Genomic DNA, 21,185 nt, shown 5'->3' on the forward strand with positions numbered 1-21,185 from the left:
AAAACGGACACAAAGAAAACGCAAGCGCCTCAGGTCCCGGCGCGGGTGGCAACGCAAAGCTACGAGGGCTTTGCGCTTTGAGGGGAGGCCCTCAGGGGCAAGATGTCTGGGCGATCATTTGGTGTGCAGTCCTTGCGATGGTTGGACGGTTGTGCGCGTTTGTCACGGTGGTCCGGTTCGGAGGTGCTGCTGTCGCTCTTGCCAATAACTAACCCTACATTATACCTTTGGCGCTGATTTCAAGCCGCCTTTGCAGCCACGCCGAGTAAAACCCTGCGCTTTTGTTCCAAACCGCGGTAACGCTCCAGGGCCGTCGGGTCATCAGCCGCTTGGAGCATCAATAGCTTTTGCTGTGCCTCGATGTCCTCAATCTGCATGCGGTTGAGCAGGTCGCGCAGTTCCAGTCGCAGCTCCTGCATTGCGCCTTCGGTCTGGGCGTGCGAGCCCGTCATCACCTTGACGGCCAGCGCTTCGCATTCGTGCTCGCGCAGGCTTTCGCGCAGCACAGCCCAAGCTAAGGGGCCATGTTCATGAAACTGCGCTTCCAGCCAGCTGAACAGCGGGCCGTGGGGGGCGGGCTGCGCGCACAGGGTGGTGTGGTCGTCGTGGGTCAGCTCCTCCAGAAACGCCATGTGCGACAGCAGCAGGCGCGCAGCATGGTCCGCTCGGCTGGCTGTGGGGGTGCGTGGCAGGCGGGGCTGGGGTGGCCAGGGGGAGTCCTTGTCCTTTTTCTTCCAGTTGCTCTTCCAGTCGCCACCCTTGCGGAATGCGGGCCTGTTGTTGCCGTAGCCGCTGCCATTGCTATAGCTGCCTGGATATCCTCCGGCCGCTTCCCCTTGGGGCGGCCACGCTCCGGCATCGGGCGGGGCGTCCCAGGACGGCGGTTCGTGATCGTAGGCCGCCGGGGCCTGCCGGGCTGGCGCACTGCCTGCGCCAGGGTAGCCAGAGTAGCCAGAGTAGCCAGAGTGGGAGGACCGGGGTGCCTCGCGCGACGTGGCCTGGCCCCACAGGTCGGCCAGGTCCTGGGCCTTGAGCTGGGTCATGTCCGCCAGATCGCTGAGCACCTGGCGCTTGAGCACGCCATCGGGCAGTGCCGTCCACAGCGGGCGGGCGTTGCTGGCCATGTGGGCGCGGCCCTCGGCGGTGGCCAGATCGCAGCCATCACTTGCTGATTCAACCAGGAAGCGGCTGAGCGGCACGGCCTCGCTCACGTGCCGGGCAAAAGCGTCCGTGCCGTTGGCGCGGATGAAGCTGTCGGGGTCATGCTCTGCAGGCAAGAAGAGAAATTTGATGCTGCGCGTGTCCGTGGCGTGGGGCAGGGCGCCGTCGAGTGCCTTGCGCGCAGCGCGCCGACCTGCCGCGTCGCCATCGAAGCTGAACACCACCGATTCCGTAAAGCGCAGAAGCTTTTGCACATGCTCAGGTGTGCAGGCCGTGCCCAGCGTGGCCACCGCATTCGGAAAGCCCAGCTGCGCCAGCGCTACCACGTCCATGTAGCCTTCGGTCACCAGCGCGTAGCCGTGCTCGCGGATGGCGGTGCGCGCCTCGAAAAGGCCATACAGTTCGCGCCCCTTGTGAAACACCGGGGTTTCGGGTGAGTTGAGGTACTTGGGCTTGTCATCGCCCAACACCCGCCCGCCAAAGCCGATGCATTCGCCCTTGACGTTGCGGATGGGGAACATCACCCGGTCGCGAAACCGGTCATAGCGCTTGCCGCCATCTTCGTCGTTGACGATGACCAACCCGCTCTCTTCCAGCAGCGGGTCGTCGTATTGCGGGAACACGCTGGCCAGGCTGCGCCAGCCCTCCGGTGCATAGCCCAGGCCATAGCGCTTGGCCACGGTGCCCGAGACGCCGCGGCCTTTGAAGTAGCCGATAGCGCGTTGTGATTCGCGCAGGTGGCGTCGGTAGGCGTCGGCGGCTTTTTCGAGCACATCGGTCAGCGTGGCCTGCTTCTGGCGGGCGGCGGCGGCGCGCTCTTTTTCCTGTGGGGAGATGTCGTCGTCCGGTACCTGCAGGCCCACCTGCTGGGCGAGATCCTGTACCGCCTCGACAAACCCCATACCCGCATGTTCCATGAGGAAACTGATGGCATTGCCGTTCTTTCCACACCCAAAGCAGTGGTAGAACTGCTTGGCGGGGCTGACGCTGAACGAGGGGGATTTTTCGCCGTGGAAGGGGCACAGCCCCATGAAATTGGCGCCACCTTTCTTCAATGGCACGTAGCGGCCCACGATGTCGACCACATCGACGCGGGCAAGCAACTCCTGAATGAAAGACTGTGGGATCGTCACACCCCGTATTGTCCGCGTAAACTATTTGTTACCAGATATTGCAGAAGCGGGGCTTTCGGCATGGCAGTCACGTTGCGGCACCAGGCGGTGGGTGGGGCAGGCACCCCGGCGCAGCACATGCTGCGGCGCCGGGATGTGGCTGCGCTGCTGCCGCTGGTGGCAACAGGCCTGTGGCCCACGCCCGCACAGGCGGCGCCGGTGCTGCGTGTGCTGTCCTGGCCCGGGTATGCCGATCCCGATATCGTGGCGGTTTTCGAGAAGCGCCATGGCGCCAAGGTGGAGATCACCACCGTCGCCTCTGACGATGTGCTGCGTGCCAAGCTGGCCAACCCTCAGGGAGCCGGTTTTGATCTGGTGGCCGCCAATACGGCCGAAATTGCGCGGCTGGTGGCCCGCCGGCTGCTCGCACCGTTGCCCGTGCACAACATCCCCAACACCGAGCGGCAACTGCCGCGCTTTCGGCGACTGCATGCCATCGCTGGCATTGCGCAGGGTTCGGACGTGTATGCGATGCCCTACACCTATTCAGAGATGGGGCTGATCTACGACCGCCAGCAGATCACTACCCCGCCTGCCTCCATTGCCGTGCTGTGGGACCCCCGCTGGCGCGGGCGCGTGCTGGCATTTGACGGCAGCAGCCACGGTTTTTCGCTGGCTGCGATGTACCGGGGGATGGCGCCGTTCCATATCCCCGCCGCGCAGTTTGGCCCGCTGGCGCGGGATCTGGTGGCCCTGCGCCGCAACGTGCGCTCGTTTTACAGCCTTCCCGAAGAGTCGCTGGAGCTGTTTCGCAAACACCGCATTGCGGTCATGCACGCCAACTATGGCCAGCAGCAGCTCAAGCAGTTGCGGGATGCGGGGCTGGATGTGGGCTATGTGGTGCCGCGCGAAGGGGCGCTGGCCTGGCTGGACTGCTGGGCCATCACCCGCAGGTCCACCCAGGTGGCGCTGGCCGCCGAGTGGATCAACTACATGCTCGACCCCTCCGTCAGCCGCGAACTGACCCGGCGCCAGGGCTTGGCCAACACGCTCGAAGAGCCGCTCGCGCTGTCGGGCGATGCCCCCGCAGGCGCCATCGTGTGGCTGGAGCCCGTGGAGGACGAGGCCCGCCGCGCGCAGCTGTGGCAGCGCATCCTGTCGGGCGACCGACCGAACCGGTTCTGAGCCATGAAAACCCGCATGAAATGGGGTATTGCGCTGCGGCTGGGGATGCTGCTCGCGTCCTTCAGTGTGTTTGCGGCCGTTCTTGCGGGTTACTACACCTTTGATTCCAGCCGCGCGCGCCTGCAGGGGCGGGCCGAACAGGCGTTGCTGGCCACCACGCAGGTGCTGGCGCGCCACATGCAAGCCGGCTTTGGCACCGTGGCGCGCGACACGGCTTTTCTGGCCAGTGTGGCGGCCATAGAGCAGGACAAGAACGTGCTGGCTGATGTGTTCCGTGCCAGCTTGATCACCCACCCGAGCTACCTGCAGATCCGCTTCATCGGCGTGCAGGACTTTGGCCTGGAGCTCGTACGCATCGACCGGACTGGCGACGCCTGGGTCCGCGCCAGCGAGGACGAACTGCAGGAGAAGGCCCACTTCCCCTTTGTGTTCGAAACCCTGGCGTTGGCGCCGGGCGAGGTCTATGTGTCGGAGTTCGGCATCAACCACGAAGGCGCAGCCGATGCCGAGCCGCTGCCCGTATTCAGCATGGCTTCGCCCGTGGTGCGGGGTGGCCAGGTGCGTGGCGTGGTGGTGGTGCGTGTGGCGGCGCAGCATTTCCTGCGTAGCTTCAACACAGCGCTGCCCGCGCCTTATGGTTTCTTCCTCAGCAACCGCTGGGGCGATTTTCTGGTGCACCCGGACGCCAGCCAGACCTTCGGGTTCGACCGGGGCCAGCGCATCCTGATCCAGGACAGCTTTGCGCCCGTGGCCGCACTGGTCGGGGGCCACCAGGAAGAGGTGGTGCTCAGCTTGCCGGGCACTGACGACGAAGAGGCCCGCGTCTTCTCGTTCGTACGCATGCCCTTCGGGCGCGAGGAGGAAAAGCGGTTTATGGTGGTGGGGCTCTCGCAGCCACTGGCGGCGGTCCAAGGCGAGGTGGTGAATCTGGGCAACAGCATCCTCAAGATTCTGCTGGTGCTGAGTGCCGTGGGGGTGGTGCTGGCGGCGCTGGTTTCACGCGTGGTCACCCAGCCCCTCAAAGCCATGGTGCGCGCCACGCAGGCACTGCCACAGGGCCGTCCCCACGGCGTGCTGCCGGTGGATCGCGAGGACGAGGTGGGTGAGCTGGCGCGCAGCTTTCAAGACATGGAGCAGCAGATCCTGCGCCAGATGAACGAACTCAACGCCAGCCGCGATGCCATGGCCCACCTGGCACACCACGACGCACTCACCGGCCTGCCCAACCGCCGCATGTTCGAGCAGCGCCTGGCGCAGGCGCTGGAGCTATCGCGCCGCAGCGGGCGTGACTGCGCGCTGCTGTTTGTGGACCTGGATGACTTCAAGGCCATCAATGACGGGCGGGGGCACGCCGTGGGCGACCTGGTGCTGCAGGCCGTGGCCCGCACCATCGTGGGCGCCGTGCGCCAGGCCGACACCGTGGCCCGGCTTGCGGGCGACGAATTCACTGTGCTGTGCGAGAACGTGGATTCCGAAGATGCGGCCCTGCAGATCGCTGCCAAGCTGGAGCAGGCCTTCGAGTCTCCGCTTGACATCGAAGGCCAGCCCTTCCCGGTGCGCGCCAGCATCGGTGTGAGTCTGTTCCCGCGCGACGCGCAGGACGCGCACACGCTGCTGGCCAGCGCCGACGCGGCGATGTACCGTATCAAGCAGAGTCGCCGCCGAAGGGTTTGAGTCAGCCTGGGGCGGTAGGCTGCGTTCTGTTTACCTCTCAGCACCGACCCATGACCTCCATCTTTGACCAGCACCTGCCCCGCACCGAAGCCAACTTCGCTGCCCTGTCCCCCCTGTCGTTCATCGAACGCACGGCTGAGGTCTACCCCGACCGTCTGGCCATCGTGCACGGCACGCTGCGCCAGACCTGGGCACAGACCTACGCGCGCTGCCGCCAGCTGGCCAGTGCCCTGGTGCAGGCAGGCATCGGCAAGAACGACACCGTCGCCGTGATGCTGCCCAACACCCCACCCATGGTGGAGGCGCACTTTGGCGTGCCCATGGCCGGCGCGGTGCTCAACACCCTCAACACCCGGCTCGACCCGGAGGCCATCGCCTTCATGCTCGACCACGGCGAGGCCAAGGCCGTCATCGTGGACCCGGAGTTCACCGGCACCATGGCCAAGGCACTGGCCCTGCGCACGGGCACTACCCCCATACGCGTGATCGAGGTGCAGGACGCGCTTTATGGACCCGCAGTTCAAAGCCTGGGCAGCACCGACTACGAGGCCTTTGTGGCCAGCGGCGATGCGGCCTTTGCCTGGAGCCTGCCCGCCGACGAGTGGGATGCGATTGCGCTGAACTACACCAGCGGCACCACGGGCAACCCCAAGGGCGTGGTCTACCACCACCGGGGCGCCGCCACCAACGCCATCAGCAACGTGCTGGAGTGGGACATGCCCAAACACGCCGTGTACCTTTGGACGCTGCCCATGTTCCACTGCAACGGCTGGTGCTTTCCCTGGACCATTGCGGCGCGTGCTGGCGTCAACGTTTGCCTGCGCCGGGTGGACGCGCAGGCCATCTTCGACGCCATTCGCACGCACGGTGTCACGCACTACTGCGGCGCGCCCATCGTGCACGGCCTGCTGGTCAACGCGCCCGATGCGATGAAGGTGGGCATCCCCGCAGGCGTCAAGGTCATGGTGGCGGGCGCCGCGCCACCGGCCTCGATGATCGAGGGCATGGAAAAAATGGGGTTCGACCTGACCCATGTGTACGGCCTGACCGAGGTGTATGGCCCCGCCACCGTGTGCGCCAAGCACGAAGCCTGGGATGCCCTGGACATTGGCGAGCGCGCCCGCCTCAACGCCCGCCAGGGCGTGCGCTACCACCTGGAGCGCGATGTGCGCGTGCTCGACCCCGAGACCATGCTGCCCGTGCCACAGGACGGCGAAACCATGGGCGAGATCATGTTCAAGGGCAACATCGCCATGAAGGGCTACCTGAAGAACCCCAAGGCGACGGAAGAAGCGTTTGCAGGCGGCTGGTTCCACAGCGGCGACCTTGCCGTGCAGTACCCCGACGGCTACATCAAGATCAAGGACCGCAGCAAGGACATCATCATCTCGGGCGGCGAGAACATCTCGTCCATCGAGGTCGAAGACGTGCTCTACCGCCACCCCGACGTGCTGGCCGCCGCCGTGGTGGCCAAGCCCGACCCCAAGTGGGGCGAGACGCCCTGCGCGTTTGTGGAGCTGAAGGCCGGTGCGCAGACCACGCCTGAGGACATCGTGGCGCACTGCAAGAAGCACCTGGCGGGCTTCAAGGTGCCGCGTGCCGTGGTGTTTGGCGAGCTGCCCAAGACCAGCACGGGCAAGATCCAGAAGTTCGAGCTGCGCAAGCAGGCCGGCTCGGCGGCCGCCATCAACGTCTGATCACCCGGCTCAGCCAAAACCGCACGCCAGCGTCTGCCGGCCGCCATCGAGGTTGTATTCGGACTTCCAGTAGTGCCGGTCTTCGATGGCGGTGAACTCCACGTCAGGCCCGGTCGGGTAGGCCTTCGCGAAAGGGCGGCGCAGGATCACGAGCAACTCGCACCGGGGCGGCCAGTCCGCCACCTCGTCGATAACGTTGCCCTGCGCCAGTTCGGCCTCCAGGATCGCACGCAGCGGGGCGGCCTGCGCGGCGAGAACCTGTTGGCGGCTCATGCGCAGGACTGGCTGGCGGCAAGGGGCCTCGCCGACCGCTGGGTCGCCGCATCGTCCAGCAGCCGCTGCAGCGCCTGCACCTGCCACTGGTGCTCCGGCTCAAACGCCGAGAGGTCTTGCACCGCATACCCGCCATAGGCATACACCGTGGCATAGGCCGCGTAGCTGGCGGCCTCCAGCGCCCGGCCCGCCAGCGCGTTGGCCACGGCGTAGGTGGCCGACACGGCGGCATGGGCCGACCCGTCCAGCGACTGCGAGCCCCGGTGGTGCGAGGCCACCGCTTTCAGCCGCTCTGCTGCGTTGGCCAAAGTGGCCGCATCCACCGTGCCCGCCGTGAACGCGGCCAGCACGTCGAGGCCCTCGATGGCCTCCGGATCTTCCAGCAGATGGCGCACGCGCTGCACACAGGCCAGGCCAAAGGCCAGGCGCAGCGGGGTGTGGGCGTCTCTGGCCAGCCCGCAGTCGGCTGCCAGTTGGGTGAGAGCGGCGTTCATGGTGTGAGTCCTTTCCCGCGGCTGATCAATTCGCAGAGTTGTGCTATCAATTAAATAGCTGTTTGCGCAATCAGGATAAGCGCTAGGGCCTGTTTTTATCAAAATCCTGGCGCTGCGCAGCCGGCGCAGGAAATTGTGGCGGCCCGTGGGCCGCGCGTCCAGCCGGGCAGAGGAGGTGGCGGCTTAGCTCGCTATGCCGCAAGGCCCTCCAGCCAGACCCGTGGCGACATGCCCACCTTCTGCGCAAACACGCGCGACAGCGCCGAGGGGTTGGCGTAACCCAGCTCGTTGGCAATCGACTTCAACGACCGTCCGCCGCGCAGATGGGCCTGTGCCAGCGTCAGCCGCCAGTGCGCCAGGTAGTCGGCGGGGGTGTCGCCCACCACCGCCTTGAAGCGGGCCGCAAACGCACTGCGCGACATGCCTGCCTGCGCAGCCATCTGCGCCAGGCTCCATGGCTGGCCCGGCGCATCGTGCAAGGCGGTGAGGGCGCGGGCCAGGGCAGGGTCGGCGAGACCCGTGAGCAGGCCGGGCGGCATGTGCGCCTGCTCAGGGTGGTCCAGCAGCCAGCGCAGCAGTTGCAGCAGCACCACTTCAAACAGCCGGTCGGCCAGCACGCGGTGGCCGCAGCGCAGGCGGTCGGTTTCGGCAAACAGCAGGTCCAGGGACTGCTGCAGCCCATCCACCTTGCCCAGGGGCAGCAGCACCAGCGGGGGCAGGGCGCGGGCCAGCGGGTGGCTGGCACCACCGTCAAAGTCCAGCGCCGCGCAGGTGAAGTCCGAGCCCTCGGTGGGCGCATTGTGAAAAAAATGCTCCAGCGGTCGGGCGTAAAAGAGCAGGCTGGGCTCAGCTACCTCCAGCCGCTCCGGTGGCCCCGCCTGGGGCTGGTGCGTCACCACCATCTCGCCACGGCGCAGCACATGCAGAAACCCGCGCCCGGGCGCCGCCGCAAAGTGGGTCACGCCGCACAGCGGGCCGCTGTGGAACAGGTGGGCGCGCACCCGAAAGCGCTCCAGCAGCGACGACAGCCGGTCAAACGGAGCGGGTGCCTGCGTTGGCAGAGGCGTGGTGCAAGTGTCGCGGGCATTCATGGTGATTTTGGATGATTAGGTATGAATTGTGGATTTTATGTGCCCAATGGTACGAGCTGACGCTGGACACTGCAGGGGTGCTGAGAACAGGCACCCGGTGCTTAACCCCTTAACCAAGCACCGGCCCTTTAAACCAAACCGTCTTTCATGACCTTCAAGGAAATCCACACCATGTCCGCTAGCTCCTCCTCCGTTGCCCGCGTCCCCCTCGTTGACCGCACCGCCGCCACCGGCCCCGTGCGCACCGTGCTCGACCAGATCCACGGCGCTTTCGGTGCCACCCCCAACATGTTCCGCGCGGTGGCCAACTCGCCTGCCGGGCTGCAAAGCATGTGGGCCGCCTTTGGTGCGCTGGGTGGCGGCGTGATCGGTGCCGCACTGGGCGAGCAGATCGCCGTGGCCGTGGCCAACCGCAATGCCTGCGACTACTGCCTGGCCGCCCACACCGCACTGGGCCGCAAGGCAGGCGTGAGCGGCGACGATTTGGCCGCCGCGCAGTCGGGCGAATCCGCCGACCCGCGCACCGCCGCCGTGCTGCGCTTTGCGCTGAAGCTGGTCAATGAACGTGGCCAGGTGGATGCCACCGATGTGCAGGCGCTGCGTGACCACGGCTGGAGCGACGAGCACATCGTCGAGATCGTGGCCCATGTGGCGCTCAACCTGTTCACCAACTACGTGAACGTGGCGCTCGCGGTGCCGGTGGATTTCCCCGGCGTCAAGCTGCGTCCCGCACGCTGAGCGAAGGAGCGGCGCTTGTCTTGCCTACGGGCCGGATTGCGCGCTGCCCCCTGGCGCGGCATGTGCCGTGCCAGTGCCATGCGCTGGGGCAGGGCAGTGGGGCCGGCACTCCCACGTGCCGGACTCCATACGTGCGCTTTTTGCACGCGTGACCTGCCGCAAAGTCGTTTGTCGGGGCGGCGGGCCTGCCGCACCATGGCTGTTCTGTTGCCACCCTACCCCAAGGAAGCTACCGCCATGACCCCCGCCCGCGACGAGCACGCCATCGACACCCTGCCACGCCTGGAGGCCTTGCTGGGCCCACTCAGCGATGCCTCCGTCCACAAAGAGCTTCCGTATGTGCACCCCGCCTACCGCGCCATGATCGCGGCGTCGCCCTTTGCCGTGCTCGCCACCACCGGTCCTGGCGGGCTGGATGCCTCGCCGCGTGGTGACCCGGCGGGCTTTGTGCAGCTGCAGGACGACAAGACCCTGCTCCTGCCCGAGCGCCGTGGCAACAACCGCGCCGACAGCCTGCGCAACATCGTGGCAGACCCGCGCGTGGCGCTGCTGTTTCTCATCCCCGGCGTGGGCGAAACCCTGCGCGTCAACGGTCACGCGCGCATCAGCGTGGCGCCCGATCTGATGAAGCAGTTCGTGGTCAACGGCCAGCCGCCCAAATGCGTGATCGTCGTTGATGTGCAAGCCGTGTACTTCCAGTGCGCCCGCGCCATCCAGCGCTCGCGCCTGTGGAGCGCTGTACCGGCTGGCACCCCGCGCACGGTGCCGACCCCTGGTGCCATCCTCGCGTCCATCACGCAGGGCCGGTTTGACGGCGCCACCTACGACCGCGAACTGCCCGCGCGCCAGCAAGCCACGTTGTATTGATGGACAAGGTGTGTGCGGGCCAAGGTGCTCCTGTGCCCGAGTGCGCCTGCGAACCAACCTGCACAATGGACACGGCTGGCTCACCAGCCCCTTAAAACGAATTGCGTGTCTGCGACGTACCGAAGCCGTTCAGGCGGAGCTCGTCGAAGCCTTGTGCAGCGCTCCGACAAGCTCAGCGTGAGCGGATTGTTGAACGCAGCCGATAGCAGTGGAGGTGCAATGGATTCCGTGCTGTTGATCGTAGCCCTGGGCGCCGTGGCCGCCGGGTTTGTGCAGGGCCTGTCGGGCTTCGGCTTTGGCATGGTGGCCATGTCGTTCTGGGCCTGGACGCTGGAACCCCGCCTGGCCGCCGTGCTGGCCGTGTGCGGCGCGCTCACGGGCCAATTGGTGGCAGCGGCCACCGTGCGCCGGGGTTTTGACCGGGCGCGCCTGCTGCCCTTTGTGCTCGGCGGCCTGGCGGGCATCCCCATCGGCGTGGCCGTGTTGCCCCGCCTGGACATGGACGCGTTCAAGGTCATCCTGGGCACGCTGCTGGTGCTGTGGTGCCCGGCCATGCTGATGGCCAAACAGCTGCCCCGCATTACCCGGGGCGGCCGCGTGGCCGACGCGGTGGTGGGCCTGGCCGGTGGGGTGATGGGTGGTCTGGGTGGTTTTACCGGCGTGCTGCCCACGCTATGGTGCACGTTGCGCGGCATGGACAAGGATGTGCAGCGCGCCATCATCCAGAACTTCAACCTGGCCATGCTGATGGTGACCTTCATCACCTATCTTGCCACCGGCCTGGTCACCCGCGAAGCTCTGCCGCTGCTGGCCATCGTCATACCTGCCATGCTGGTGCCCACTCTGCTGGGCGCCAAGCTGTACCACGGCATCAGCGAGGCGAGGTTTCGGCAGATTGTGTTGGGGATGCTGACGGCGTCGGGGGTGGCGATGTTGATGGCGGGGGTGCCGAAGGTGCTGGGGCGTTGGTTGTGACAAGCGGGTATCTAAAGAAGCAGGTTCCGGCATGCCGCCTTTTGCTCAGCTTGTCGGTGCGAAGCACGATGGCGGCAATTTTTCTCGAATTCAGCTCAGTCTCATCACCACGCCTTCACCCAAACAACCCATGAGTCCACGCCATCACAGGAGTGGACGCGTGAAGCATAAAGTGCCAAGTTCAAGCCCCGGGGTGCGCGCCGCTCCGCACAACCTGTATCCATCATGATGACTCCAGATCATCTCCTAACCGTCGAGCGAGTTGCTCGGGAGCACCATGATCTCGTGGCAGCGCTGCTCTACAGATACTTGTCGGAGTTGGGCGCCAGTACGGACTACCCGTACTTGCACCTGTACTGGCAGGAGGCGGGGCGAACGCCGTACCTATTTCGAGTGGGCGACAACGTGGCGGGATTTGCTCTCGTCCGAAACATTGAGCGCGGGCTGCATGAGATAGCTGAGTTCTGGGTTGAGCCACGCTATCGGCGCCGCGGCGCAGGGAGGGCGGCCGCCTTGGCGCTCTTCCAAGCGCATCCGGGCGAGTGGTCTGTCGCAAGCTATCCTGGCAATGTTGGAGCCGAGTTGTTTTGGCGTAACGCCACTGCGGGGTTTCGTCCTCACATTGCGCCTTCCCATGATCGTGGCGCATCCGTGTATCGTTTTCGGTCTCCAGCAGATGCTGGTAACACTCTGCTGCCAGAGTCGGCTTCGCCGTCCGCTGAGCGCTAACGTCAAGCGTCACACGATTCAACATCACATCCCATTCGCGATCCTATGCCTCAACTCGAGTACCGTCACAACGTACCGCTAGATCCAGTCGAAGTTGTTCGGGTCTTCGACGCGTCAGGGATCACGCGTCCAACCTCTGACCTTCCCCGAATCGCGCGCATGTTCGCGGCGCCGAGCCTCGTGATCTCGGCCTGGGAGGATGGACGCCTGGTGGGACTGAGTCGATCACTCACCGACTACGCCTACTGCTGCTACCTCTCTGACCTTGCTGTCGACAAGGCTCTTCAGGGTCGAGGCGTGGGCAAGGAACTGATCAGGCGGACGCAGGCGGTCATTGGCGAAGAGGTCGCTCTCATACTGCTGTCAGCGCCGAATGCGATGTCCTATTACCCTGCAATCGGCTTTCAACGTGCTGAGAACGCATTTGTCATCCGGCGAAAGAGGTGACGCCGAGTTGGTAGTCTTTAAGTGGGACCCCCTACGGCGCGCCGCCTGGCCTGCGAGGTGTGCTGGCTATCATCGGCCTCGTGTGCCAGTCGTCATGCCACCATCTTCCGCTGGGCTCGAACGTCTGGCTGCACAAAGCCCACCGCCGGGGAACGCAGGCATCGCCGTCCGAACTCACGAACTTCACTGGGAGTGCAAATTGCAACACTTCTACATGCCACTTCAACTGGCCCCTACAGCGCTCTCCCAGCCCATCCTTCCCAACTGGTCGTTCAATCTCTTTCAGGTCAACTTGGGAGCGACTTCAAACGCCAAGGTAGAGCAAGCTGCGCTGGAGAAGGTTGGTAGTTACGGCAAGCAAATCGGCAGGCTCGCAGAGGCACTGGAAGTTGTGATCCACCAACTCCATCTTCTCGACAGCGCGGACCTGTCTCGCGAAGATAAGGATGCCCTGCAAGTCTTCCTTGGCGACGTTGCCGCGGTTCGCAAGATCAAGTCAGGCCTTCAGTCCTGAACGGCCTGTTCCGGCACAGCTTGTCGAAGCCTTGCGAGTCGCTTCGACAAGCTTGTGGGGCTCGCAGCGTGAAGGGTTTCAAGTCCGGCTGCAGATGGAGGTGTTGATGCGGAGGCATCAACATCTCCATCTCAATCCCCCATCACTACCCCCTCACGCCTGGGGTCGGCCCCACCCATCCACAGCTTCTTCCCATGCGCCTGCCCGCGCGTGATGGCCTGCAGCCCACTCGTCATGTTCATCTCACGCACCTCGGCACCGCGTGCGCGCAGGGACTCCACCGTGGCGGGCGGGAAGCGCTTTTCTTCCAGCAGCGTCGGTCCGTTCATCGAGCCGAAGTTGGGCAGGTTGATGGCCTGCTGGGGCATCAGGCCCCAGTTGAGCACGCCGTAGAGCGTCTTGGCGGTGTAGTGGATGATGGCCGCGCCGCCGGGGCTGCCGCCGCTCATCAGCAGCTCGCCGGAGGCCTTGTCGAACACCAAAGTGGGCGCCATGGAGGAGCGGGGGCGTTTGCCGGGCTGCACGCGGTTGGCAATGGGCTGGCCCTGGGCGTCGGTGGGGGCAAAGCTGAAGTCGGTCAGCTCGTTGTTGAGCAAGAAGCCTTTGACCATTTGCCGTGCGCCGAACTGGTCTTCGATGGTGGTGGTCATGGCCACGGCGTTGCCAAAGGCATCGACGATGCTGATGTGGCTGGTGCCGTATTCGGGCTGGTCGGGCATGGGAGCGTAGCTGGTCTTCACGGCGGCCGGGTTGCCGGGCTGGGCGACCTTCATGCTTTGCGTGCCGATGAGCTTGGCGCGTTCGGCCAGGTAGGCGGGGGCGATCAGGCTGGTCCAGCTGCCGCCGGGGGGCTGCACAAAGTCAGGGTCGGCCACGTACAGCGCACGGTCGGCAAAGGCCAGGCGGGCGGCTTCGGTGTACAGGTGCAGCCAGTCGGCTGAGGGAATACCGTCTTGCAGCGGCTTGGCGGCGGCGTCGGTGTTTTTCAGGATACCCAAGATCTGCCCGATGGCAATGGCGCCCGAGCTGGGTGGCGGGAAGCCGCAGATGCGGAAGTCTTTGGTCTGCACCTGGTAGTCGTGGCACAGCGCTTCGCGCTTTTTGGGCTGGTAGCCGGCCAGGTCGGCCATGCTGAGTTTGCCGGGGTTGGTGGGGTGTTTTTGTACCTTGTCGACGATGGCCTGGGCGATTTCGCCTTCGTGCAGGGCCTTGCTGCCTTCGGCGGCGATACGGCGCAGCACGGCGGCCAGCTCGGGGTTGCGCAGGTTCACACCCACATCGCGCGCGTCGCCGTCGGCCTTGTAGAAATAGGCGGCAGCCACCGGGTCCTTCTTGAGGTGCGGGTCGGCCTTGACCAGGGTGTTGAGCCGTGCGCTGATTTTGAAGCCGCCTTCGGCCAGGGTGATGGCGGGTTGGAACAGGGTGGCCCAGGGCAGCTTGCCGTGCTGCTTGTGCGCCATCTCCAGCATGCGCACGGTGCCGGGCACGCCGACCGAGCGGCCGCCCACCACGCCATCGTAGAACTGCACGGGTTTGCCGTCGGAGCCGAGAAAGAGTTTTTCGTCCGCAGCGGCGGGGGCTGTCTCGCGGCCGTCGTAGGCCTCCACGGTTTTGCCAGTGCTGTGCAGCAGGAAGGCGCCGCCGCCGATGCCGCTCGATTGCGGCTCCACCAGGGTCAGCACCATCTGCACGGCAATGGCTGCGTCGATGGCGGAACCCCCGGCCTTGAGGATCTGGTAGCCCGCATCCGTGGCCAGCGGGTTGGCGGCGGCCACGGCAAATTTCTCGGTGGCCCAGCCGGGCTTTTCGGTGTAGCCGGACGAGCCTTCGGGCTGGGCGGGCACGGTGTAGGCGAACTGTGACGGGGCGCTGGCGCAGCCTGCCAGCAGCACGGCCGAGGCCAGCAGGCTCAGGCTGAAGGTGATGGCACGAGGGGAGGGCAGGGGGTGCGTGGTGGTTTTGGGCATGGACAACTCCTGGGTGGCGAGAAGCGAAGGGGCGAAGAAGTGGCCATGGTACGCGGACCGGCCGGAGCGACGCCGGGGCGTTACATCGCGCTACAGGCTCCGAAAATTTGGGTGTTTTTAGCCTCTAGCGCTTATCCATAAATCGCTAATAGCTATAAATAGAATAGCATTCAAGCACCCGTCATGCTGGCATGGGCCCGGGCCGCCCGTCTTCCACCACAAAGCGGGCGAGCGTGGTGGCGGCACTGTCCGCGCGCAGCGGGTCGTCCAGCACGCGCAGGGTGGTTGTCCAGCGCGTGGGGGTGATGTCTGCCAGCCCATAGCCGCGCTGGTCGCAGCGGGCCAGCAGCACATGCGGGTTGTGCCGGGCAATGGCGTCCACCTTATCTTGTGTGGTGCCCGAGCGCGAGCTGATGGACGTGCCGCAGAACTCGCTGGCCACCACGGGCGACTCTGGGCGATCGGGATTGGCGTGCACCCGGCACACGTAGTTCTGGTGGATGTCGCCGCCCAGCAGCACGGTGTTGCGCGGGGCGTGCTGTGCCACGGCCTGCAGCAGGCGCGCGCGGGCTGCGGGGTAACCGTCCCAGCTGTCGGCGGACGTAACGCCCGACGGGTAGTGCCGCGGCGAAAACAGGGTTTGCTGTGCCAGCACGCTCCAGTGGGTAGCGTCTTTGGTGTGTGCGTCGGCGGCCAGGCCGGTATTCAGCCACTGCTCTTGCGCTGCGCCCAGCAGCGTTCGGGCGGGGCTGGCCAGGTCGGCGCAGTCTGCGGCGCGCACAGCGCCCGCGCTGGTGGACTGGGGCGTGCGGCAGGCCTGCCAAGTGCGGTACTGGCGGCTGTCCAGCAGGTGGATGTGGGCCAGGCGCCCCCAGCGAAGGCGGCGGTAGACCTGCAGGGCGTCCCAGCGGGTGCCGGAGGCGGGGCCGTTCAGGCTGGCGGCGCGCAGCGGCATGTTTTCGTAAAAGGCTTGCCATGCGGCGCCTCGCAGCGTCAGAAAGCTGCCATCGTCGCCCTTACCGGTACCACTGGCGTAGTCGTTCTGCACCTCGTGGTCGTCCCAGGTCACGGCCCAGGGGCAGGCAGCGTGGGCGGCTTGCAGGGCGGGGTCGCTTTTGTGCAGGGCGTAGCGGTCGCGAAAGTCCGCCAGCGTGGTGGCGTGGCGCAGGTTGTGGGTGCGCGTCAGGTCGGTGGTGTTTTTCGGCGTCGCGTATTCGTAGATGTAGTCGCCCAGAAACAGCACCAGGTCGGGCTGGTCGGCCACCAGATGGTGCCAGGCGGCGTAGTGCCCGTGTTCCCAGCGCTGGCAGGAGGCAAAGCCGATGCGCAGCGTGGCGGGCAGGTCACCGGGGGCCGGGGCCGTGCGCGTGCGGCCGGTGGCGCTGATGGCATCGCCCAGCATGAAGCGGTAGTGGTACCAGCGGCCTGGTGCCAGGCCCTGCAGCTCCACATGCACGCTGTGGCCGAGCGCAGGCAGGGCGGTGGCTTCGCCTTTTTGCACGATCTGTGCAAAACGCACATCGTGCGCCACCTCCCACCGCACGGTGTGGGCCGCTTGCATCAGCGCCGAGTCTGCTAGCGCCAGCTGTGTCCACAGCACCACGCCGTCAGGCGCAGGATCTCCACTGGCCACGCCCAGCGCGAAGGGGTTGCTCTGTAGTGCTGGTGCGTTGCTCCATGCCCAGCGGGGCAGTTGGGTGGCAGCGGCGGCCAGGATGGCCTTCCGCAAAAATGCGCGTCTCTGCTCTGGATTCATTGCGGGGCGCTGGATAGGTGCGCTGCGCTTAGAACCGGCGCGGCCCAGGCCAGCGGCCACCGCGCGAGGGCCGCCAAGCTGCGGATGCGGCGCTTCGCTTGCGTGCGCTGGTGGCGTCCCCCTCCCGAAGGAGAGGGGGAAGGCGCCGACGGCGACTCAGGGGGTGCTTCACCCTATGCCGCCATGACCCGGTTCTTGCCCGATCGCTTGGCCAGGTACATCGCCTGGTCGGCGCGGCGGATGGCGTCGGGGCTGCCTTCGCTGTCGTGCAGCTGGGCCACACCAGCGCTGAACGTGATGAGCACCTTCTCGCTGCCCTGCAGGAAGAAGCGTGTGGTCAGCTCGCGCTGCAGCCGCGTCATCGCGGCCACGCCGCTTTCTACCGAAGTGTCGGGCAGCACCAGCACGAACTCTTCGCCGCCATAACGCGCCAGCAGGTCCTGTGGCCGCATGACTTCGCGTGTGACTTGGGCCAGGTGCACCAGGGCCGCGTCCCCGCCCGAGTGGCCCAGGCGGTCGTTGATGGTCTTGAAATTGTCCACGTCCAGCAGCGCCAGGCACAGCGGCGAGCCCAGGCGGCGCGCGCGGGCGATTTCGCGCTCCATGGCTTCGTCCAGGCCCTTGCGGTTGAGCGAGCCGGTGAGCGGGTCGTGCCGGGCCTGGGCGCTGGCGCGGTCCAGCTCCTCCTGCAGCTTGGCGACTTCGGCGCGCTTGGCTTCGGTGCGTTCGCGCAGGTCGTGCAGTTCGTCGTGCGCCACGCGGCTGTCCAGCGCCATCGAGCGGGTTGCGGTCATCACTTCCTGCAGCACGGGGGCGATTTCTTCGAGGGTGTTGGCCTTGCCGATCAGGTCGGCGCAACGGGCCATCGTGCCCTGGTAGGTGGTGCTGGATGCGGTGATCTTGGCCAGGCGTTCGATGAAGGTGGCCAGCATGTCCTTCATCTGCTCCTGCGCTTCCACGGTGCGCGCCTTGGCCTCGGTCTGCTTGAAGATCACGTCCTTGAGCCGGCGCTGCACATCGTCCAGGCGGCGCAAAGTGAGCGGCGGGGTGGATGCTGCCATCAGCGCCTCGGCCTGGCCGTGCAGCCAGCGGTCTTCCACGCTGAGCACGGCGATGTTCTCGAACACCATGTGAAGCAGCTCCAGCAGGCTGGAGCGGATGGCGGCCTGGTCTTCGGTGGCAAAAGACAGCCGGTAAGTGAAGTTCCCCAGCATGAGCTGGACGGTGGAGATGGGCGGAGCGGGCTCTTTCAGAAAGGCGATGAGCTTTTGCGCCATCTCGATCACGCGGGCATCGTCTTCGCCCAGCGCGGGCAGCGTGTTGTCGATCAGGCGGGCGAGCATTTGCGCAAACTCGTCCGGCAGGACGCCGGGGTTGCCGGGGGCGGTGGTGCTTGCAGCCGTCTCTACCGGGGCCGCCGCCGCCGCCGGGCTCAGCCCCAGGTTGGCGTAGCCGACCAGCACACTTTGTAGCGAAGTCCAGTCTTTGTTGTTGACGGCGCGCTCAAATTGCCCCAAGAGCCGCTTCTGGGCCGGTGTCTGCCCTGGCAGCACCCGCAGGATGTGGTGCAGTTGGCCGTCCGGGAACGGCTGGGGGCTGCGGGTTCCTGCGATCTCGTCGTACAGCGCCAGGTAGTTGTCGGGCGTTGGGGGCAGGCGGCGGGTGGCTAGCTGCTTGAGCGTCTCGCGCGCAATTTCGGAAGGTGGTCGGTCGGCCATGTGCGGACACCAGTGTCAGAGGAGAGCAGGAGGTGCGAGTGTGACACAGCGGCCGCTTTCTGAGGGGCTGGCTCTGCCAAGCCTTGTGGCCTGGCAGGCGCAGGCATCAGTTCACCATCACGAGCTTGCCCATCACCCCCCGTGAACCCATGTGCGCGTAGGCGGCGGGCAGCTCGGCCATGGGCATGGTGCGGTCGATCACGGGCTTGATCTTGCCCTGGGCGTACCACTGCGCCAGCTCGCCCATCATGGCGGCGTTGGCCTTGGGCTCGCGCTTGGCGAAGTCGCCCCAGAACACGCCCACGATGGAGGCGCCCTTGAGCAGCGCCAGGTTGAAGGGCAGGGCCGGGATGGGGCCGGAGGCAAAACCCACCACCAGGTAGCGGCCGCGCCAGGCAATGGAGCGGAACGCGGGCTCGGCAAAATCGCCACCCACAGGGTCATAAATCACGTCGGGGCCCTTGCCGTCGGTAAGCGCCTTGATGGCGTCGCGCAGGTTGTCCTTGCTGTAGTTGATGGTGGCATCGGCCCCGATGGAGGCGGACAGCGCACATTTTTCATCGCTGGAGGCCGCTGCAATCACGCGCGCGCCCATGGCCTTGGCGATCTGGATGGCGGCCGTGCCCACGCCCCCGGCGGCGCCCAGCACCAGCACGGTCTCGCCCGCCTTGAGCTGTGCGCGGTCTACGAGGGCATGGTGCGAGGTGGCGTAGATCATGATGAACGCCGCAGCGTCCACGTGCGAAAAGCCATCCGGCAGCGGCATGCACAGGGCTGCCGGGGCGATGGTGTGGGTGCCGAAACCGCCGGTGCCCGACAGGCAGGCCACGTTCTGGCCGACCTTGAGGTGGGTGACGCCTTCGCCCACGGCTGCCACCACGCCTGCGTACTCCGAGCCGGGGACGAAAGGCAGGGGCGGTTTCATCTGGTACTTGTTCTGCACGATCAGCAGATCGGGGAAGTTCAGGCTGGCCGCCTTGATCTCGATCAGCACCTCGCCCGCCTTGGGCGTGGGCGTGGGCAGTTCGGTCCAGGCCAGGGCGTCAACGCCGGTGGGGTTGGTGCAAAGCCAAGCGTGCATGGGAAAAGTCTCCTGTCAATGTGGTCAGCATGATAGGCGGGGCACCCGGGCGCACGATGTCCCACGAGCGACGGAGGGCGGGCCGTTGGGTGTGGGCGGGTGCCCCACCTACAATCCGTTGCAAGCTCTACCGCAACCCATGAAAATTCTGATCTCCAACGACGACGGCTACCAGGCTCCGGGCATCGTGGCGCTGCACGATGCCCTGAAAACCCTCGACGGGGTGGAGGTTGAAGTCGTCGCGCCCGAGCACAACAACAGTGCCAAGTCCAATGCGCTGACCCTGCACTCGCCGCTGTATGTGCACAAGGCCCACAACGGCTTCCGTTATGTGAACGGAACGCCGGCCGACTGTGTGCACATCGCCCTGACGGGGCTGCTGGGCTACCGGCCCGATCTGGTGGTGTCGGGCATCAACAATGGCGCCAACATGGGCGACGACACCATTTATTCAGGCACCGTGGGCGCCGCGATGGAGGGTTATCTGTTTGGCATTCCGGCCATTGCCTTCTCGCAGGTGGACAAGGGCTGGGGCGAGATCGAGGCTGCAGCGGCCAAGGCGCGGGAGATTGTGGAGCAGATGCGCGCCCAGAACCTGGTGACCGATACACCCTGGCTGCTGAATGTGAACATTCCCAACATGCCGCTTGCGGCGCTGCAGCCCATCAAGCTGTGCCGCCTGGGACGCCGCCACGCGGCCGAGCGCGTGATCGTGCAGGAAAGCCCCCGGGGTGAGGCGATGTATTGGATTGGTGGCGCGGGAGCCGCCAAGGACGATGCGGAGGGCACGGATTTCCATGCCACGGCGCAGGGCCATGTGTCCATCACTCCACTGAAGGTGGACCTGACCGACCATGACAACCTTGGCTACTGGGCGCAAACGGCGTCCCGGCTTGCGGCAGGGGCGGCTGGCGCCCCGGAGCTCTGATGCAGCGCCGCCCTGGATTCCCGGCCCGGCTGCCCGGATCGGGTCCTGCGGCAGTCCGGGCCACGCCGGTGGCTCCCGCTGCGCGCAATCCAGTGGCAGCACCCCCTGTGGGCGTTGGGCTGGATTCTGCGGCGGTGCGCGCGCGCATGGTGCAAAAGCTGGCGGCAGGGGGCATCACATCGGCTGCGGTGCTGCAGGCCATGGGCACCGTGGAACGCCACCGTTTTGTGGACAGCGCCCTGGTCAACCAGGCGTATGAGGACACCAGTCTGCCCATTGGTCTGGGGCAGACCATCTCAAAGCCCAATGTCGTCGCCCGCATGTGCGAATTGCTCCTGGGCGCCGAAGGCGCACGCACCGATGGGCTGGGGCGTGTGCTGGAAATCGGTACGGGCTGCGGCTACCAGGCCGCCGTGCTGAGCCACCTGGCGCGCGAGGTCTACACCCTGGAGCGCCTGCGTGGCCTGCACGACAAGGCGCGCAACAACCTGCGCCCATTTCGGCTGGCCAATGTGCACCTGCTGTTTGGTGACGGCATGCTGGGCTATGCCAAGGGTGCGCCTTACGCGGCCATCATTGCCGCAGCCGGTGGTGATGCTGTGCCTCAGGCCTGGTGCGATCAATTGGCCGTGGGCGGCAGGCTGGTTGCGCCCATGGCGCTTGCGGGGGGGCAGCAGATGTTGCTTGTGATCGACAAAACCCCACACGGATTGAAACAAAGCGTGCTGGAGCCTGTGCATTTTGTCCCTCTAAAATCGGGGATTGCCTGAAGGGAATT

19 protein-coding genes are annotated in these 21,185 nt (G+C 65.9%); 11 read left to right on the forward strand and 8 right to left on the reverse strand.

Going from position 1 to position 21,185, the window contains the following annotated elements; translation table 11 throughout:
• Positions 1-239: 239 nt before the first annotated feature.
• Positions 240-2,294 carry a DNA primase gene (gene dnaG / locus ACQ4MJ_RS04630; RefSeq protein WP_431149737.1) on the reverse strand — a complete coding sequence of 685 codons (2,055 nt, stop codon included), beginning with the start codon at positions 2,292-2,294 and terminating at the stop codon, positions 240-242.
• A 60-nt stretch (positions 2,295-2,354) separates the two neighbouring features.
• On the opposite strand from dnaG, the gene ACQ4MJ_RS04635 reads away from it, so the two are divergent.
• Genes ACQ4MJ_RS04635 through ACQ4MJ_RS04645 form a run of 3 tightly spaced genes read left to right on the forward strand, consistent with a single transcriptional unit; the run spans position 2,355 to position 6,829 of the window.
• Positions 2,355-3,458: an ABC transporter substrate-binding protein gene (locus ACQ4MJ_RS04635; RefSeq protein WP_431149736.1), complete on the forward strand. Its 1,104-nt coding sequence runs from the start codon at positions 2,355-2,357 to the stop codon at positions 3,456-3,458.
• A 3-nt stretch (positions 3,459-3,461) separates the two neighbouring features.
• Positions 3,462-5,132: a diguanylate cyclase domain-containing protein gene (locus ACQ4MJ_RS04640; RefSeq protein ID WP_431149734.1), complete on the forward strand. Its 1,671-nt coding sequence runs from the start codon at positions 3,462-3,464 to the stop codon at positions 5,130-5,132.
• A gap of 50 nt (positions 5,133-5,182) precedes the next feature.
• Positions 5,183-6,829, forward strand: a complete 1,647-nt coding sequence (locus tag ACQ4MJ_RS04645) for an acyl-CoA synthetase (RefSeq protein WP_431149732.1) — start codon at positions 5,183-5,185, stop codon at positions 6,827-6,829.
• 9 nt (positions 6,830-6,838) lie between these two features.
• Here ACQ4MJ_RS04645 and ACQ4MJ_RS04650 read toward each other — a convergent pair whose 3' ends face one another.
• The 3 genes from ACQ4MJ_RS04650 to ACQ4MJ_RS04660 form a co-directional block, all read right to left on the reverse strand.
• Positions 6,839-7,102 (reverse strand): hypothetical protein, encoded by a 264-nt coding sequence (locus ACQ4MJ_RS04650; RefSeq protein ID WP_431149731.1) that lies wholly within the window; start codon positions 7,100-7,102, stop codon positions 6,839-6,841.
• On the reverse strand, positions 7,099-7,596 hold the full coding sequence (locus tag ACQ4MJ_RS04655; protein ID WP_431173693.1) for a hypothetical protein: 498 nt from the start codon (positions 7,594-7,596) through the stop codon (positions 7,099-7,101). The genes ACQ4MJ_RS04650 and ACQ4MJ_RS04655 overlap by 4 nt, the downstream gene beginning before the upstream one ends.
• Positions 7,597-7,787: 191 nt before the next feature.
• Positions 7,788-8,687, reverse strand: a complete 900-nt coding sequence (locus tag ACQ4MJ_RS04660) for an AraC family transcriptional regulator (RefSeq protein ID WP_431149729.1) — start codon at positions 8,685-8,687, stop codon at positions 7,788-7,790.
• Between the two features lie 171 nt (positions 8,688-8,858).
• On the opposite strand from ACQ4MJ_RS04660, the gene ACQ4MJ_RS04665 reads away from it, so the two are divergent.
• The 6 genes from ACQ4MJ_RS04665 (at position 8,859) to ACQ4MJ_RS04690 (ending at position 12,957) form a co-directional block, all read left to right on the forward strand.
• A complete protein-coding gene (locus ACQ4MJ_RS04665) occupies positions 8,859-9,425 on the forward strand; it encodes a carboxymuconolactone decarboxylase family protein (protein WP_431149728.1) in 567 nt (188 codons plus the stop codon).
• 237 nt (positions 9,426-9,662) lie between these two features.
• Entirely contained in the window at positions 9,663-10,292 is a 630-nt protein-coding gene (locus ACQ4MJ_RS04670; RefSeq protein WP_431149727.1) for a pyridoxamine 5'-phosphate oxidase family protein, read from the forward strand.
• Between the two features lie 219 nt (positions 10,293-10,511).
• Entirely contained in the window at positions 10,512-11,267 is a 756-nt protein-coding gene (locus ACQ4MJ_RS04675) for a sulfite exporter TauE/SafE family protein (protein ID WP_431149726.1), read from the forward strand.
• 228 nt (positions 11,268-11,495) lie between these two features.
• Positions 11,496-11,996: a GNAT family N-acetyltransferase gene (locus tag ACQ4MJ_RS04680; RefSeq protein ID WP_431173704.1), complete on the forward strand. Its 501-nt coding sequence runs from the start codon at positions 11,496-11,498 to the stop codon at positions 11,994-11,996.
• Between the two features lie 159 nt (positions 11,997-12,155).
• Positions 12,156-12,443: a GNAT family N-acetyltransferase gene (locus tag ACQ4MJ_RS04685; protein WP_431149724.1), complete on the forward strand. Its 288-nt coding sequence runs from the start codon at positions 12,156-12,158 to the stop codon at positions 12,441-12,443.
• A 199-nt stretch (positions 12,444-12,642) separates the two neighbouring features.
• Positions 12,643-12,957 carry a hypothetical protein gene (locus ACQ4MJ_RS04690; RefSeq protein ID WP_431149723.1) on the forward strand — a complete coding sequence of 105 codons (315 nt, stop codon included), beginning with the start codon at positions 12,643-12,645 and terminating at the stop codon, positions 12,955-12,957.
• A 131-nt stretch (positions 12,958-13,088) separates the two neighbouring features.
• Here the strand turns inward: ACQ4MJ_RS04690 and ACQ4MJ_RS04695 are convergent, their stop codons facing one another.
• The 4 genes from ACQ4MJ_RS04695 to ACQ4MJ_RS04710 all read right to left on the reverse strand — a co-directional run bounded on the left by ACQ4MJ_RS04695 (position 13,089) and on the right by ACQ4MJ_RS04710 (position 19,479).
• On the reverse strand, positions 13,089-14,924 hold the full coding sequence (locus ACQ4MJ_RS04695; RefSeq protein WP_431149722.1) for a gamma-glutamyltransferase family protein: 1,836 nt from the start codon (positions 14,922-14,924) through the stop codon (positions 13,089-13,091).
• A 181-nt stretch (positions 14,925-15,105) separates the two neighbouring features.
• Positions 15,106-16,680, reverse strand: a complete 1,575-nt coding sequence (locus ACQ4MJ_RS04700; protein WP_426304591.1) for an alkaline phosphatase D family protein — start codon at positions 16,678-16,680, stop codon at positions 15,106-15,108.
• 173 nt (positions 16,681-16,853) lie between these two features.
• A complete protein-coding gene (locus ACQ4MJ_RS04705) occupies positions 16,854-18,398 on the reverse strand; it encodes a GGDEF domain-containing protein (protein ID WP_121420607.1) in 1,545 nt (514 codons plus the stop codon).
• A gap of 106 nt (positions 18,399-18,504) precedes the next feature.
• Entirely contained in the window at positions 18,505-19,479 is a 975-nt protein-coding gene (locus ACQ4MJ_RS04710) for an NADPH:quinone oxidoreductase family protein (RefSeq protein ID WP_431149721.1), read from the reverse strand.
• Positions 19,480-19,618: 139 nt separating this feature from the next.
• On the opposite strand from ACQ4MJ_RS04710, the gene surE reads away from it, so the two are divergent.
• Together surE and ACQ4MJ_RS04720 are read left to right on the forward strand one after the other, a co-directional pair.
• Positions 19,619-20,407 carry a 5'/3'-nucleotidase SurE gene (gene surE / locus ACQ4MJ_RS04715; RefSeq protein WP_055398666.1) on the forward strand — a complete coding sequence of 263 codons (789 nt, stop codon included), beginning with the start codon at positions 19,619-19,621 and terminating at the stop codon, positions 20,405-20,407.
• Complete coding sequence (locus ACQ4MJ_RS04720) at positions 20,407-21,177, forward strand: protein-L-isoaspartate(D-aspartate) O-methyltransferase (protein ID WP_121505917.1); 771 nt, start codon at positions 20,407-20,409, stop codon at positions 21,175-21,177. Before surE ends, ACQ4MJ_RS04720 begins: the two co-directional genes overlap by 1 nt.
• The last annotated feature ends 8 nt before the right edge of the window (positions 21,178-21,185 follow it).

Source organism: Acidovorax facilis (assembly GCF_050626955.1).
GTDB classification, from domain to species: Bacteria; Pseudomonadota; Gammaproteobacteria; order Burkholderiales; family Burkholderiaceae_C; genus Acidovorax; species Acidovorax facilis.

Excerpts from the sequence above, each read along its gene's own strand:
- ACQ4MJ_RS04635 (WP_431149736.1), top strand. The coding sequence starts at position 2,355 with ATGGCAGTCACGTTGCGGCACCAGGCGGTGGGTGGGGCAGGCACCCCG.
- ACQ4MJ_RS04640 (WP_431149734.1), top strand. The coding sequence starts at position 3,462 with ATGAAAACCCGCATGAAATGGGGTATTGCGCTGCGGCTGGGGATGCTG.
- ACQ4MJ_RS04645 (WP_431149732.1), top strand. The coding sequence starts at position 5,183 with ATGACCTCCATCTTTGACCAGCACCTGCCCCGCACCGAAGCCAACTTC.
- ACQ4MJ_RS04650 (WP_431149731.1), bottom strand. The coding sequence starts at position 7,102 with ATGAGCCGCCAACAGGTTCTCGCCGCGCAGGCCGCCCCGCTGCGTGCG.
- ACQ4MJ_RS04655 (WP_431173693.1), bottom strand. The coding sequence starts at position 7,596 with ATGAACGCCGCTCTCACCCAACTGGCAGCCGACTGCGGGCTGGCCAGA.
- ACQ4MJ_RS04660 (WP_431149729.1), bottom strand. The coding sequence starts at position 8,687 with ATGAATGCCCGCGACACTTGCACCACGCCTCTGCCAACGCAGGCACCC.
- ACQ4MJ_RS04665 (WP_431149728.1), top strand. The coding sequence starts at position 8,859 with ATGTCCGCTAGCTCCTCCTCCGTTGCCCGCGTCCCCCTCGTTGACCGC.
- ACQ4MJ_RS04670 (WP_431149727.1), top strand. The coding sequence starts at position 9,663 with ATGACCCCCGCCCGCGACGAGCACGCCATCGACACCCTGCCACGCCTG.
- ACQ4MJ_RS04675 (WP_431149726.1), top strand. The coding sequence starts at position 10,512 with ATGGATTCCGTGCTGTTGATCGTAGCCCTGGGCGCCGTGGCCGCCGGG.
- ACQ4MJ_RS04680 (WP_431173704.1), top strand. The coding sequence starts at position 11,496 with ATGACTCCAGATCATCTCCTAACCGTCGAGCGAGTTGCTCGGGAGCAC.
- ACQ4MJ_RS04685 (WP_431149724.1), top strand. The coding sequence starts at position 12,156 with ATGTTCGCGGCGCCGAGCCTCGTGATCTCGGCCTGGGAGGATGGACGC.
- ACQ4MJ_RS04695 (WP_431149722.1), bottom strand. The coding sequence starts at position 14,924 with ATGCCCAAAACCACCACGCACCCCCTGCCCTCCCCTCGTGCCATCACC.
- ACQ4MJ_RS04700 (WP_426304591.1), bottom strand. The coding sequence starts at position 16,680 with ATGAATCCAGAGCAGAGACGCGCATTTTTGCGGAAGGCCATCCTGGCC.
- ACQ4MJ_RS04705 (WP_121420607.1), bottom strand. The coding sequence starts at position 18,398 with ATGGCCGACCGACCACCTTCCGAAATTGCGCGCGAGACGCTCAAGCAG.
- ACQ4MJ_RS04710 (WP_431149721.1), bottom strand. The coding sequence starts at position 19,479 with ATGCACGCTTGGCTTTGCACCAACCCCACCGGCGTTGACGCCCTGGCC.
- surE (WP_055398666.1), top strand. The coding sequence starts at position 19,619 with ATGAAAATTCTGATCTCCAACGACGACGGCTACCAGGCTCCGGGCATC.
- ACQ4MJ_RS04720 (WP_121505917.1), top strand. The coding sequence starts at position 20,407 with ATGCAGCGCCGCCCTGGATTCCCGGCCCGGCTGCCCGGATCGGGTCCT.